We start from the raw sequence: 14,699 nt of genomic DNA on the forward strand, positions 1-14,699 counted from the left end.
CTTGCATGTCTACCAATCCTTTCGAAGAGTTTTACCATAAGGTTAGCCCTGGTGCTGGGTTGCCTGGGCGGCCGCGCACGGCCGGGCAGTTTAAAGTAGTAAACGTGGCCGACCTGATGGTAAATCGGGAAGACCGCCCGGCGATGAATTTCGACCGGCGGCCGTTTTATAAAATCAGTTTGATACGGGGGCGTAGCCGGATAGAGTACGCCGACCGCGAGGTCGAAGTAGAAGACCTAGGGCTGTGGTTCGTCACCTCGCGGGTGCCCTACCGCTGGCACCCCCACGATGCCAACCAAACGGGCTACGTATGCCTGTTCACCGACGAATTTTTGCTGCCCGTGAAAGGCGGCATTGTGCTGGACGAACTGCCGATATTCGGGCAGGGCGCCTGCCCAGTGCTAACTGTGAGCGAAGCCGAGTACGCCACCCTAGCCGTCATTTTCGAGAAAATGCTGCAAGAAAGTGGCTCTGGCTATGCTTACAGCCAAGAGTTGCTGCGTGCATATCTACTAGAGCTCATCTACTACGGCCAAAAGCTGCGACCCGACCTCGTGCTTATACAAGCCCCCACGGCGGCCGGCCGGTTAGCCGCGCAGTTTGCTGAGTTGCTAGAGCGGCAGTTTCCATTAGCGGCCCCGCGGCAGCAGCTGGCGCTGCGCACCGCCCGCGACTACGCCGATGCGCTGGCCGTACATGTTAACCACCTCAACCGGGTACTGAAGGAAGCCACGGGCCACACCACCACCGCTCTGCTCGCCGACCGCGTGGCGCAGGAAGCACGGCAGTTGCTGAAGCAATCGAGTTGGACCGTGGCCGAAATTGCCGACAGCTTAGGCTTCACTGATACCGCTCACTTTTGCCACTTTTTCAAGCGCCAAACCGGCCTAGCCCCTGGCGACTACCGAGCACCCGTGGTTGTTTGATTTTTACCGTAGATGGTTTGGGCCGCGCAACACGGCCCCTAGGTCGTTGCCGGACCTTTGTGCTGTAGTTATTCCGCTACGCTAAACAGACCATTTTATGAAAGTCTTTGTAACGGGTGCGTCGGGTTTTGTGGGCTCGGCCGTGGTGCAAGAATTACAGCAAGCCGGCCACCAAGTGCTCGGCCTAGCCCGCACAGATGCCGCAGCGCAAGCCCTCACGGCGGCCGGCGCCGAGGTGCATCGAGGCGACCTCACCGACCTCGATAGCCTCAAGCGCGGCGCGGCGGCCGCCGATGGCGTTATCCACTTAGCTTATAACCACGACTTCTCGCAGTACGAGGCGGCCGCGGCCACCGAGACTAGTGCCATTGGGGCAATGGGGAGCGTGTTAGCTGGCTCTGACCGGCCGCTAGTTGTGACGTCGGGCTTTGCAGGGTTTGCCTCTGGCCGCCTTGCTACGGAAGAGGAAATGCCTGCTGTTGCCGTGCGCACCTCGGAGTCGGCGGCGCTGGCATTGGTGCCGCAAGGCGTGCGGGCTATGGTAGTGCGTTTATCTGCGTCGGTGCACGATGCAGGTGACCACGGCTTTGTACCCTACCTCATCGGCTTGGCTCGCCAAAAGGGTGAAGCCGCCTACTTAGGCGAGGGCCTGAACCGCTGGCCGGCGGTGCACCGGCTCGATGCCGCTCGTCTGTTTCGGCTGGCTGCGGAGCAGGGCGAGGCTGGCGCTCGCTACCATGGCGTGGGTGACGAAGGCATCGCCTTCCGCGACCTAGCCACCGTAATCGGCCGCCACCTAAACGTGCCGGTCGTATCAAAATCAGCAGAGGAAGCCGCCGAGCATTTCAGCTGGATGGCCCGCTTTGCGGGTCTGGATATGGCGGCGTCGAGCGCACTTACGCAGCAGCGGCTGGGCTGGCAGCCCACGCACCTAGGGCTGCTGGATGACATGGCACAGGGTGATTATTTCGCGGGGTAGGTGAGCGGGTTCGCTCAATGTGGGGCGCACTACTGAGGTCGCTTGCCCATTAAATAAAACCTAAAAAGCGCGTGTCATGCTGAGCTTGCGAAGCATCTTGTTACACCAGGGCGTTTCAGCCGTGATAAGATGCTTCGCAAGCTCAGCATGACACGCGCTTTTTGAATTCAGTAACAGAAAAACAGGCTTTCTATACTGATGCCGTACCTCATCGCTGCGCTACCACCGTGCCCTTCGTTTCTCCCGCCGCCACGGCTTTCACATTGTCCATATAGTGGCGGTCGATGAGCTTGTGGTAGGGGTCAATACCAGCCTTAGCTGGCTTGCCATCCACCACGAAGGTGAGCACCGTTTGGGGCTGCGTGAGTTTTACCTTTTTGAATAATAGCGGCTTGCCGCTGGCGTCGTAGTCTTCAGTTTTCTTGGCTTGGTCGGGGCCGAAAATGCCGATGTCCACATAGTCGGCCAACTTGATGGGTGTTTCGTTACCTAGGCTGTCAGCGCGCATTTTGGCGGCGCGCAGGGTGAGGCGCACGTTGTATTTGCCATCGGGGCGCTTGGTGTAGGTGGCTTCGTCTAGCTGGTTTTCGAAGAGCGTGATGGTCTCGAACATGTCGTGCACCACGTATTGCAGCGAGTCGGGCGTGGCTTTTTTGAGATAGCTGACAAACTCGGCGGTGTTAGTATAGGGCCGGGTCTGGTAGCGGGTTTTATCCAGGAACGCCTTGATGGCCCCGTTCAACTTCTCCTCGCCGATGTAGTCTTGCAAGGCAAAAAACACCATGCCGCCCTTGTTATAGTGGATGTAGGGCTGGTTTTCGACCAGCATCAGCGGCAGCTCTTTTTTGCGCTCGCCACGACGGCCGCGCAGGTATTGGTCAAGCTCGTCGCGCATTCGCTTTTGCATCAGCGGGCCGCTAAATTCGTGCTTGCACGTCATCAAAGACGAGTACTCGGCCAGCGACTCGCTGAGCATGGACGAGCCCTGCACCTGGCCCCCCACCACTTGGTGGCCCCACCACTGGTGCCCTAGCTCGTGGTTGGTGATGAAAAACACGCCATCGGGCCGCTCGGGGTCGCGCAGGTCAGAGATAAAGCCCGCGCCTTCCGAGGTTGGAATAGTATTCGGGAAACTCTGGGCAAAGCTCTTGTAGCGCGGAAACTCTTGGATGCGCACCTGCCGGAACTGGTAGGGACCGAAGGCTTTAGTATAGTAGGTGAGGCCTTTTTTGAGAGCATCAGTCATGCGCGGCACGTTGTAGGCGTGCGTGGGGTGATAGTAGATTTCGATAGCCACTGCCTGCCCGGTATTGGGGTCGCGCCACTGGTCGCGGCGCACGGCGTAGCGGGCGCTCTGGATGGAGTAGAAGTTCATCATCGGCGCATCCATGCGGTAGTGGAAGTAGTGCCGGCCGTTGGTGGTCCATTCCTTCTGCAAGTAGCCGGGCGCGATGGCCGTCTGGTCGGCGTCGGTGCTCACGGTGGTTTCAAAGCGGATGTAGTCGGCATCGCGAGTGAAGGCGCATGTCATCAACCCGCTCGGGTCGTTGAGGCGCGGGGCGCGCTCTTTAGGCTTCAGGTCGTTGCGCTGGCGAATGTCGTCTTCCTCCAGCTCGCCATCGGGCTGGTAGCCGATGCGCACGCCGGTGCCGTCGAGGAAGGTGCCATTAGCCGTAAGCCGGTCTTCGGGCGGGATGGTGGCCCAGCTAAATACGCTTTGGTCTTGGGAGCGCGAGGTGAAGCCCCGCGCCGCGTAGCGCACCTGCACGACCAGCGGCAGCGAATCGCCGGGCGCCAGGGGCTGCCCTAGGCGGTAGAGGCGCACGCCGGCCTCGGGGTCGTCGAGCAGCACGGTGGCCGGGCGGCCGGGCGTGAGGGTGGTTTGCACGGCGCGGCTAGGGTCGTAGTTGACAAACAGCGTGTCGAGCGGGCGGCTTTCCTGGTTGAGCAGCATCAGCGTGCCGGCCATCTGGTAGCGGCGCGGACTGGCGGTGGGGTAGAGGTCTACCGCCAGCTTGGTGGCAATGATTTTGGGTTGCCCTAGGTGCTCATAGCGTTTGTAAAGGCGCTCGGTGCGAGCCGAGCGGGCCTCAAGGCCTTTGGGCGCAAAATACTGGTTTTCAACATTGGTGTTGTAGTATACATAGCCGCCTAGCCCTAGCACTGCCACCACGGCACCTGCCAGCGCCAATCGCGCCCCACCGCCAAAGCGCTGCCCAAATAAGCGCCCACGCTGCCGCGCGCTGGTTTCGGCGCCGCGCACCCACAGCAGGTTGGTGAGCACGGCCAGCAGCAGCGCCGCGGCCATATAATACAGGTTCACCCACAGCAGCGGCGCCACGAAGTGCCCGTAACCATTCATGTCGGAGTAGGTGTACGGGATGGTGCCGTCGTACTTCAGCAGCACGTGGTGCACCCCTAGGGCGTCGGGCGCGATGAACACGACCACGTAGAAGAGTATCATCACCGTGTAGCCCACGTACTTATTGTTGACAATGGCTTGCACGGCCATCGACAAGATGCAGAGCAAGATGATGTTAACCAGCTGCAACAAGAAGTCCTTGGCGTACAAATCCGGCTCTAGGCCGTGGTAGCCCCGGAACAGCTGCACGCCTACGCCCACCAGTACCAGCGCCGAGTACAGCACCACCTGCGTGCCCACCAGCGCCAGCAATTTGCTGATGAACGGCACCCAGTTGGGCATTGGTAGCGCGTCGAACACGAGCTGCAATTTGGTTTCGCGCTCGCGCCACACCAGCTCGCCCGAATATACGGTGATGATAATGAGGAAGAACAGCCCGAAGCCGTTGTTAATCAAGCTCAGTATTTCGTAGGTGACGGGCATCTGCACGCGGTCGCCGGTGTAGCGGTAGTAGGCTGAAAACAGCACGTTCACGACCCCAAAAAATACCAGCGCCCGAAACGACCACGCCCGTACCACATTCAGAAACTGCACCCACGTCAGCTGCCGTAGCTGCCACAGCCCCGTGCCCGCCCCAAACACCACCGGCGAGCGCCGGATACCTGCCCCTGGCACGGGCGTCGGGGCGGCCTCGAGCGCGGCGGGCCGGCCGCTGCTGCGCGGCGCGCCCATCCGAAAGCTAGCGTAGCTGATACCTAGGAGCAACAGCCCAATGCCTGCCCACAGCAAGCGGTTTTCGAGCATGTCGCCGCTGCCAAAGGGCAGGAGCTTGGTATTGCGCTCCGCGATAGTCCAGTACTTGGTGACGACTGTGCGCGTGTCGAGCCCAAACGGGTCGAGCAAGCCCGCCAGGTGCTCGTTGCTGAGATTGGTCGTGACGACGCCCGCGATGTTGTAAAGTAGAAATAACACAATGCCCCCGAGGTAGATAACCAGCGACGAGCGCGTGAGCAAATACGCCGAAAAGAAGACGCAGCCCGCAAAAAATGCATTCACAAACGACCCGCCCAGCAGCGGCCCTAGGTAGGCATCTAGCCGAAACGGACCGTACTTGGCTGGGTTCAGCCAGGGCATCATAGAGCCCACCATTGCGCCCAGCGAAGTGCCGCACATGATAAACCATATCACTAGCAGCGAGGCCAAAAACCGTCCACCTAGGTACGCCGGTTTGTGCAGCGGCGTGGTATAGAGTAAACCCGTAATGCCTTCTTTATCATCGCGGTAAATGGGCGTGCCCACAATCGCCGCCGTAATAAACATAGCCAGCATCGACCCACCTAGGTGAAAATTGGCTAGCGTATCGGGTGCGTTCTTGAAGACCTTGCCGCCCGTGCTCGGCCCAAAAAACGTCTCCTCCACGGCCAGGAAAATGAAGCCTATCGCGAACAGAATACCGAAGTAGATGTAGGTGCTCGGCTGCCGAAACCGGTAGCGCAGCTCGAAGAGGAAAACGTCGCGGAACATGGTGAGTTGATGGTTAACGGTTGTCATGCAGAGCGCAGCGAAGCATCTCGCTCACTTCGTTACTAGTGTAAGGGTTTACTGCACCACGCGAGATGCTTCGCTGCGCTCTGCATGACGGGCGTGGCCGGACGTTAAGCAGTCACAACCGGCTTTTGGCGCCGCGATAGGCGGTGGAAATACACGTCTTCCAGCGTGGCTTCGGCGGGCTGGAAAATGCGGTTAATGGGCGTTTCGCTGAACACGCGCACCACTGGCTGCCCGCCCACTAGCTTCGACGAAATGACTTCGTACTCGCTTTTGAGCTGGGCTAAAGCGGCCTTCTCCGTTTTGGTGCGGTAGACCTTACCGCGCAGCTCGCCGATAACATCGGCTGGCTGGCCGGTGGCCACTACCTCGCCGCCCGCGATGATGGCCATGTTGGAACACAGCTCAGTTACGTCTTCCACGATGTGCGTGGAGAGGATAACCACCACGTTTTCGCCAATTTCAGATAGCAAATCCAGGAAGCGGTTGCGCTCGGTGGGGTCGAGGCCGGCGGTGGGCTCGTCCACGATGATGAGCTGCGGCGAACCTAGGAGCGCCACCGCGATACCGAAGCGCTGGCGCATGCCGCCCGAGTAGCCACCTAGGTTCTTCTTGCGGGCGGCCCACAGGTTGGTTTGCTGCAAAAGCGCCTCCACCGCCAGCTTGCGTTCGTGCCCGTCGCGGATGCCTTTGAGGCTGGCGAAATGGTCGAGCAGCACCTCGGCCGAAATGCTGGGATACAACCCAAACTCTTGCGGCAAATAGCCCAGCACCTGGCGCACGGCGTCCTTCTCAGTCAGCACGTCGATATTACCTAGGGTAATGGTGCCCGCATCCGGCTCTTGCAGCGTGGCAATGGTGCGCATAAGACTGCTTTTGCCTGCCCCATTGGGCCCGAGCAGGCCAAACATGCCGTTCGGAATCGTCAAGCTCACGCCATTCAGGGCGCGCACACCGTTGGCGTAGGTTTTGGAAAGATTATGTATGCGAAGCTCCATAGCACTAGGTAGTTAGGTCCGGCGCCAAATGTATGTAAAATCATTAAATTTAGTATAATATTTTATGAATATTTATGAGGTTATTTACGGTCTAGGCTAGTGAACCCGAAAGGGCTGGGCCTGAACGCAAAAGGGCCGCCCCGGTAGGGCGGCCCTTTTGTATTTGGAATGCGAAAAACGCCACCTAGAAGGCCTGCGCTACGCCTGTGGCCTAGCGCCCGCCGGGAGGGCAGTTTTCTTTCAAAAACTTGGTGTAGGTGGCAGCCAGGTGCCGGCTGGTGCCCTCGCCCTCCGAGATGCCGTGGGTGCGGTTGGGGTAGGCCATCATCTGGAAGGTTTTGCCGTTTTTCACTAGCTCGTTTATCATCTGCTCGGCGTTGTTGTAGTGCACATTGTCGTCGCCGGTGCCGTGGATGAGCAGCAGGTTGCCACGCAGGTTTTTGGCGTGGGCCAGCGGCGAGTTATCCACGAAGTAGTGCAGGTCTTCGGGCAGCAGGCCCATGTAGCGCTCTTGGTAGATATTATCGTAGTTGAGCTGGTTGTCCACAGCCGCGATGCTGATACCGGTTTTATAAATCTGAGGGTACTGCATTAGCAGGCTGAGCGTGCTAGAGCCGCCGCCGCTCCAGCCCCACACGGCCACGCGGCTGGTATCGACCCACTTGTTTTTGAGCACTTCCGTGGCGCCCATGGCTTGGTCGCGGATGTTGAGCTTGCCGATGTTGTGGTAGATGGCCTTGCGGAATTCGCGGCCCCTAGGTGCCGGCGCGCCCCGATTTTCGAGCGAGGCGTAGATGTAGCCATCATCGGCCATGTTGCCTTGGTAGAGGCGGTTGCTGCTGACGCCAAAGCGGTCAACCACCGTTTGGCTGGCGGGCTCGCCGTACACCATAAATACGATGGGGTATTTCTTGGCGGGGTCGAAGTTGGTGGGTTTCACCATCCAGCCGTCGAGGGTCACGCCATCGGCGGTTTTTACCTGGAAAAACTCCGTTTTGGGCAGCTTGATTTTCTTGGCTTGCTCGGGCACCTCGCCACCGCTCAGGCGCTGGTGGGCGGGCAGGCTCACCACGTCGCTTATGGGGAAGCTAGACGCGCTGGAGTAATTGTGCAGCGCGATTTTACCGTTGGGCGAGATGTCGTAGCCATTGGAGCCGGCCAGGTTTTCGGGCGTCACGCGGGTAGCTTTGCCGCCCTTCAGGGGCACCTGGTAGAGGTAGCGCTGGGTGGCGTTAGTGGGCGAGGCCATGAAGTAGATTTTGCCCCCGGCCTCGTCAATATTTTCGATGCTGATAACGTCGAAGTTGCCGGGCGTCAGCAGCTTGTCCTTGCCGTTGCGGTCCACGGTGTAGAGGTGGCGCCAGCCGTCCTTCTCGCTGCTCCACACAAAGCTTTGGCCCTTGTTTATCCAGTTCCAGCCCACGGCGCCCTCTTTGGCGTCAATCCACGCTTTGTCGGTTTCGCTGTAGATGGGCTTGGCTGCGCCGGTGGCGGCGGTGCACAGCATGAGCTTGCTTTCGTTTTGGCGGCGGTTTAATTGCTGTAAAATCAACGTGTTGGCGTCGGCCCACTCCATGCGCGGGATGTAGTGCTGCACGGCGTCGCCGGGCACATCCATCCACTTGGTTTCGCCGCCGCCTACGGCCACCACGCCTACGCGGCAGCGGCTAGGGTCTTCGCCCACCACTGGGTACTCGACGGGCACGGTGAAGGGGTAGAGCTTCTCCGTGGTATTCAGCATCAGGTAGTTGGGCGTCTTCTGGGCGTCGAGCTGCCAGTAAGCCAGGCGTTGCCCGTCGGGGCTCCACCGGAAGCCGTCGCGGCAGTCGAGTTCTTCCTCATACACCCAGTCGAAGGTGCCGTTGATGAGCTTGTCGGTGCCGTCGCTCGTCAGCTGCGTGATGCGGTTGTCGGCCAGGTTTTCGACGTACAGGTTGTGGCCGCTCACGTAGGCCACCTTGCTGCCATCGGGCGAGAACTTGGCAAACATCAGCGACGACTCGGGCTGGCCTTTGCCGAGCTGGGTCAGCTTGTTTGCGGCGATGTTATACACCCAGTAGTCGCCGCGGGTGTCGTAGCGCCACACCTTTTTAGTATTGGTGTTGAGCAGCATCAGCTTGCCATCATCGGAGAGTGCAAAGCGGCGCACGCGCAGCGGCTCCGTCTGGCCTTGGGGCGTGAGCTGCTGCTTGCTGAGCACCGTGCGCGTCTTGCTGGCCTGGCGGGCGTCGAGCTCCACTATTTCGTCTTGCCGGACTTGGAAATAGCCGTAGCCATCCTTAGTCCATTGGGTGCCGGGGCCCACCTGCGCCTGCGCGGCGCTACCTAGGGTGAGCAAAAAAGCCACGGCGGCGCCCATGCGGCGCCCTGCGGGTAGGTTCATGTAGGGAAGAGAAAGAGGTTGGTGGGCTGAAATTACCCCGGCGCTGGTGAACTACTCGCTGGCAGCAGGTGGTGCGGGCCGGGCCTCAGCCTAGCTAGAGACGCGGTAGCCCGGCCGTCGTTGCGTGCGTCCTAGGTCGTTACTGGGGCGGAGGTAAGGGCGAAGGGAAGCTTAGCGGCTAGGTTTCGAAAGCGTGAGCTTACTATTTCAACGGAACAGAAGCAGTGGTCTGACGCACGAATACTAAGCCATCAAAATCAACGCCCGGCCGCATGGGCAGTTCGCGCTGCTTCGACCAGTTAGAATTGATGTGGGTAATCAACCGGTTGCCCGTGCCCAAAGGCGAAGTAGCCGACAAGGCCAGAAAGAAAACCGGATACTTGGCCTGCGCCAGCAGGGCCGAAAAGGACGTGGGCTGCGCCCTAAACGACTCCGTGGCAAACTCACCCTTGGCCAGCACATTAACCTGGCCCTGGTACGTATCGAAACCTAGGGCGTAGTAGCCCGCGCCGTAATGCCGCCGCAGGTAGTAGCCCGTGCCGCCGTAATTTGTCAGGGTCGTGTCCTTGGCCAGGTGCACGTTGTGGCCCCACAGCATGGTTTTGCCAGGGTGCAGGCGTTGGTAAGCCACGATATTATCGGCCATAAACGGGTCGCGGGCCAAGGGGTCGCCTAGTCGAGTGCCTTCATCGAGCAGAGCCAGCTGCTGCGCAAAGCGCTGAAAAGCCGCATCAGAGCCGCCGCTAGGCATAGCCTGCACGGCGGCCGTGGCTTGGCGCAAAGCCGCTACCTCAGCATCGGCCAGCTCAAATAAAGCGCTGGTGGACGAGGTCTTAATTTTGATGAGCACGGGCTCGGCGGCAGTGGCGGCGGGCACTTGCGTGGGGTGCTGCTGCACGTAGGCCAGGCAGGTAGCCGCGGCAGCGGCTTGGTAGGCGGGCGTGTAGTTGGTATCGAAGCCAAACAAGGTCACGCGATTATTGGGGGCCTGAGTTTGGTTGTAGGCGGCCACCCATTGCACCAGTTGGTATAGCTCGTCAGTGGCGTAGAGGTGCAGCGGCCGCAGCAGGGCGCGCGCATCGCCCTGCCCCGTTTGCACATAGGCGTTCAGTTGCTCGATTGCCCCGGCCTCGTACTCCAGCCCTAGGTGCCGGTAGTGCAGGTGCATAACCAAATAATGCACTAGCCGAAGCTTGGCCAGGTAAAATTCGTGGGTGCCGTGCGAGGCCTCGCCGAGCCCGCAGAGCGTGGTGCCCCGCAGCGTGCGGGCCAAAAAGGCTAGGTCTCGGTCGTTGTCTTTAGCGTTGGCTTCGGCCACTGGACGGAGCGGCTGGGCTGGGCATTAATCCAGGCCAGGGGAGTGGGCTGCGCCAAGGCGGGCAGCCCGCAGCTGCTCAATAGGCAGCCAAGCACGAGTCGTTTCATGGCGGCAAAACTCCCCCTAGGCCCGGGGGCCAGCGCACCACAATGCCAAACTGACCCGTCCCACTTTATAATTTGGGCCGGGCTATATCGCTGGGTGCCTGGCCGGTCAGCTTCTTGAAAACACGGTTAAAGGTTGATTTTGAGTTGAAACCGCTTTCTAGGGCCACCCCCAGCACGGAGTAATGCGCAAAGCGCGGGTCGGCTAGTTTGTGCTGGGCCTCCTGCGTGCGGTAGGTATTCACGAAATCGTTGAAGTTCTGCCCGCAGCCCGCATTAATGACTTTAGACAAAAAAGCCGGGTGCAACTGGAGCCGCTGCGCCAGCTCGGGCAGCGTGAGGTCAGGCTCGCGCCAGGGTTGCGCCTGGTCCATGAGCTGCAATAGCCGGTCGCGCCACAGCAGTAAGTCCGGGGTGGGCTCTGGAGCCGAACCTAGGGACTCGGCCGGGGCTAAAACAGGTGCCGGAACAGGCACGCGAAGCTCACCACTGGCAGCCAGGGGCGGCATAGCTACCATCCAGCCAGCGGGCAGACTGTATTGGCGGGCCCGCCCGACTACCCGTGCATACGTGGCTTGCAGGCCCACCACAGCCAGCCCAAACACAAGGCCGCCGCGCACCGCAAACCCATACCAACTGGCCGAATACGCCAGCGGCCCAAACCAGGCATTGAGCGCCACAAACCCTAGCCCCAGGCCGAAGCCCAGCAGCAGCAAGATGAGCAGCGAGCGCTGGCGCTCGAAGCCTTCCCAGTCACCTTCGGCCGGCCAACTGGCGTGGTAGCGCTGGTGGTCGTCGAGGGCGCGCAGGCCATAGAGAAAAAGCAGCACGTAGCAAACGAGCGAGAGCGGCCCCACCACGTGTCCCAGCAAGCTGGCTGCCGCCCCCGGCGGGCCAAAATGAGTGGCCAGCGCTCCCCGCTGCGCCCCTAGGCCGAGGATGGCTACGCCGGCAAACAACCCCAACTGCCCCAGACCCGGCAGCAAGTGCCGCCACGCCACCGGCCCCGCGGCCTGGGCTCGGCTCAGCACCCGAAAGTAGAGGTAGCAAACCGGCACCAGCAGCAACTCGCAATACCAAGGCAGCACTGGTGGAGTGGGCCCCGCCGCAGTCAGCGGCTGGCTGCACCAATTGGCTAGGTTCAGCAGCCCCTGCGCCGCCACAAAGGCAGGCAGTAGCAGCCCTAGGGCCAGTGCCAAGCCCGCTGCTGAGCGTTGGCGCCACCCGCCCACCAGCAACAGCCCGAGGGCAAGCCCGGGCCCCACCAAAGGCTGCAAAAAAATGGTATATAACTCCATAAGCCCACAATTACTTCTTGGCTACCAGTAGCCGCGCAAAGTAACGCAAAGGCAGGAAGTACGCGAACACGGCCCCTAGGCCGGCAGCACCCAATCAAGCGCCAGCACGCCTAGTAGGCCCACTACCGACACAATGGTTTCCATCATCGACCACGAGCGAAGCGTGTCCTTCACCGAGAGGCCGAAGTATTCCTTAAACAGCCAAAACCCGCCGTCGTTGAAGTGCGAAAACAGGAGGCTGCCTGCTCCGATGGCCAGCACCATCAGGTTGGGATTGGCGTGCGACTGCGCCAGCGTGGGCAGCACCACGCCCGCCGCCGTGAGGCCCGCCACCGTAGATGAGCCTAGGCACACCCGAATGAACCCCGCAATAAGCCAGCCCAGCAGTAGCGGCGGCAGCCCCGTGCCCTGCAAGCCCGCCGCTAGGTGTTGGCTGGCGCCGCTAGCCACCAGCACTTCCTTAAGGGCGCCCGCCCCGCCAATGATGAGCAGAATTGGGGCCACATCGCTCACGGCCGCGGCGTAGGTCTGCATGACGTTGGGCACCGACCGACCCTGCCCCATACCTAGGCTAAACGTGGCCACTACCACCGACAGCAGCATCACCACGCTAGGGTCGCTGAGGAAGGCCAGTGTAGGACCTAGGGGGCCGCCCGCGGGCAGCACCGCCTGCAAGCCCAGTACCACGGCTAGTACCAGCACTGGCAGCAGCGACGACAAAAAGCTATTGGGACGCCCCGGCAGCACCTCGGCGGGCAGCGGCTCAGCTACCAGCCCCGGCCGCGGCACCGACACAATGCCCCGCAGCGTGCGCGTGTACACCGGCCCCGCCAGCACAATGGCCGGCACTGCCACCAGCAGTCCGTACAAGAACGTGAGGCCCATGTCGGCGTGAAACTGCACGACCATGGCCGTGGGCGAGGGGTGCGGCGGCAAGAAGCCGTGCAGCACCGACAGCGCCGCCAGCATGGGTAGGCCCACGTACACGGCCGGCAGCTTGTACTGGTACACCACCGAAAAAATCAGCGGCATTATCAGCAGAAAGCCCACGTTGTAAAACAGCGGAATGCCGATGATAAAGCCCGTTAGCATCAGCGTCCACTGAATGCCTTTGGCGCCGCGGTCACCTAGGAGGGCCGCCGCAATCTGCTGGGCGGCGCCGCTCTCGGCCACCAGCTTGCCCAGCATGGCCCCCAGCACCACCACCAGCGCCACCGAGCCTAGGGTGTCGCCGAGGCCCTTTTGCACCGCGCCCAGCACCTGCTTCGAGCCTAGCCCCAGCGCAAACCCCGCCGGAATGGTCACCAGCAAAAACGCTAGAAAGGCATTCACCTTGCCCCAACTAATGAGAAGAATGAGGGCCAGTACGGCGAGCAGAATAACGAGCAAAGTCATAAGCAGAAGCGGGCCGCTAGGTAGGAGGGCCCCCAAGATTACCACCCAAGGCTCAAAATAAAGCTAGCAGCAGTAGCAATTAAGGCGATAGCGGCGTGCCTAATGCCGCGATTCTGCTTTATTTGGGCTGCCTATGCGTACCAAAAATCTCCTCCTGTTCGCCTTAGCGGCCCTAGGTGCCTGCACCCGTCCGGCCACGCCCACCACCAGCGCAACTGCCGGCCCGGCCGATTACTTCCCCGCAGCGGGCACTGAGTGGCGGCACCAAGCCCCGCGCGCGGCGGGTTTCGACTCGGCCCGGCTGGCGGCGGCCGTAGCCTTCGCCCAAACCCAGGAAACCACTCAGATGACGCCCAACTTCTCCACCCAGGAGGAGATTTTTGGCAAACTGCTGGGGCCCATGCCCACCAGCCGCGCCGCTACCAACGGCCTGCTGCTGCGCCACGGCTACGTAGTGGCCGAGTGGGGCGATACCCAGCGCCCCGACCCGACTTATAGCGTGGCCAAAAGCTTCTTGTCCACCATCCTAGGTATATCCATAGACCGCGGCCTCATTAAGAACATCCAAGACCCCGTAGCCAGCTATGTGCACGACGGCGGCTACGAGTCAACCCAAAACAAACCCATTACATGGGAGCACCACGCCCGCCAAACCAGCGAGTGGGAAGGCGAGCTGTGGGGCAAAAACGCCAACTTCATCGGCCACGAAGCCTTCGGCAAAGGCGAGCGCAAACCGAGGGTGCTGCAAGCGCCGGGCACGTACTTCGAGTACAACGACGTGCGCATTAACCGCATGGCCCTGTCGCTCTTGCGTGTATGGCAGCGCCCGCTGCCCACCGTGCTGAAACAAGAAATAATGGACCCCATTGGCGCCTCCACTACCTGGCAGTGGATACCGTACCCTAACGCCGTAGCCACGGTGAACGGCAAGCAGATGCCCTCCATGAGTGGCGGCACGCGCTGGGGCGGTGGTCTGGTTATCAGTGCCCGCGACGAGGCGCGGTTTGGCTACTTGCTACTGCGCCAAGGCCGCTGGGACCGGCGCCAGGTAGTGTCGCCGGCCTGGGTGAAGCAGGCCACCACGCCCGGCCCCGTAGGCCCCGACTACGGCTACCTGTGGTGGCTCAATACTACCCAGAAAGCGTGGCCTGATGCCCCGGCCACCAGCTACGCCGCCCTAGGCGCGGGCCAAAATACCATCTGGATAGACCCCGAGCACGACCTGGTCTTGGTGTGGCGCTGGCACAACGGCAGCCCTAACGAGCTAAGTGGTCAGCTAAAAGTAACCGTATACTCAGTTCCGACTCTGGGCATGAGGTAGTCGAGCTTGTCGCGTAGGGTTTGCTCGGTGCGATAGTCGTCCGGGGTGAGCCAGTAGTGCTTGCAGC

The 14,699-nt window shown here is 61.0% G+C and carries 9 protein-coding genes; 3 read left to right on the forward strand and 6 right to left on the reverse strand.

Translation table 11 applies throughout. The features are described from left to right. Nucleotides 1-5 precede the first annotated feature (5 nt). Nucleotides 6-926 carry a helix-turn-helix domain-containing protein gene (locus FNT36_RS11000; RefSeq protein WP_144847402.1) on the forward strand — a complete coding sequence of 307 codons (921 nt, stop codon included), beginning with the start codon at nucleotides 6-8 and terminating at the stop codon, nucleotides 924-926. A gap of 97 nt (nucleotides 927-1,023) precedes the next feature. Then, nucleotides 1,024-1,905: an SDR family oxidoreductase gene (locus FNT36_RS11005; protein WP_144847404.1), complete on the forward strand. Its 882-nt coding sequence runs from the start codon at nucleotides 1,024-1,026 to the stop codon at nucleotides 1,903-1,905. 208 nt (nucleotides 1,906-2,113) lie between these two features. Here FNT36_RS11005 and FNT36_RS11010 read toward each other — a convergent pair whose 3' ends face one another. The 6 genes from FNT36_RS11010 to FNT36_RS11035 all read right to left on the reverse strand — a co-directional run bounded on the left by FNT36_RS11010 (nucleotide 2,114) and on the right by FNT36_RS11035 (nucleotide 13,311). Next, nucleotides 2,114-5,818, reverse strand: a complete 3,705-nt coding sequence (locus FNT36_RS11010; RefSeq protein ID WP_144847406.1) for an ABC transporter permease/M1 family aminopeptidase — start codon at nucleotides 5,816-5,818, stop codon at nucleotides 2,114-2,116. Nucleotides 5,819-5,922: 104 nt separating this feature from the next. Further along, complete coding sequence (locus tag FNT36_RS11015; protein ID WP_144847408.1) at nucleotides 5,923-6,813, reverse strand: ABC transporter ATP-binding protein; 891 nt, start codon at nucleotides 6,811-6,813, stop codon at nucleotides 5,923-5,925. Nucleotides 6,814-7,024: 211 nt separating this feature from the next. After that, the gene (locus FNT36_RS11020; RefSeq protein ID WP_233635834.1) at nucleotides 7,025-9,196 is read right to left on the reverse strand and encodes a S9 family peptidase; all 2,172 of its coding nucleotides are present in this window, start codon (nucleotides 9,194-9,196) and stop codon (nucleotides 7,025-7,027) included. A 202-nt stretch (nucleotides 9,197-9,398) separates the two neighbouring features. Continuing rightward, complete coding sequence (locus tag FNT36_RS11025) at nucleotides 9,399-10,514, reverse strand: erythromycin esterase family protein (RefSeq protein ID WP_144847410.1); 1,116 nt, start codon at nucleotides 10,512-10,514, stop codon at nucleotides 9,399-9,401. A gap of 172 nt (nucleotides 10,515-10,686) precedes the next feature. After that, the gene (locus FNT36_RS11030) at nucleotides 10,687-11,916 is read right to left on the reverse strand and encodes a helix-turn-helix domain-containing protein (RefSeq protein WP_144847412.1); all 1,230 of its coding nucleotides are present in this window, start codon (nucleotides 11,914-11,916) and stop codon (nucleotides 10,687-10,689) included. Nucleotides 11,917-11,991: 75 nt separating this feature from the next. Beyond that, complete coding sequence (locus FNT36_RS11035; protein WP_144847414.1) at nucleotides 11,992-13,311, reverse strand: gluconate:H+ symporter; 1,320 nt, start codon at nucleotides 13,309-13,311, stop codon at nucleotides 11,992-11,994. 133 nt (nucleotides 13,312-13,444) lie between these two features. On the opposite strand from FNT36_RS11035, the gene FNT36_RS11040 reads away from it, so the two are divergent. Continuing rightward, nucleotides 13,445-14,632, forward strand: coding sequence for a serine hydrolase domain-containing protein (locus tag FNT36_RS11040; protein WP_144847416.1), 1,188 nt, complete (start codon nucleotides 13,445-13,447; stop codon nucleotides 14,630-14,632). Nucleotides 14,633-14,699: the final 67 nt, after the last annotated feature.

The organism is Hymenobacter setariae (genome assembly GCF_007713685.1).
GTDB lineage: Bacteria > Bacteroidota > Bacteroidia > Cytophagales > Hymenobacteraceae > Hymenobacter > Hymenobacter setariae.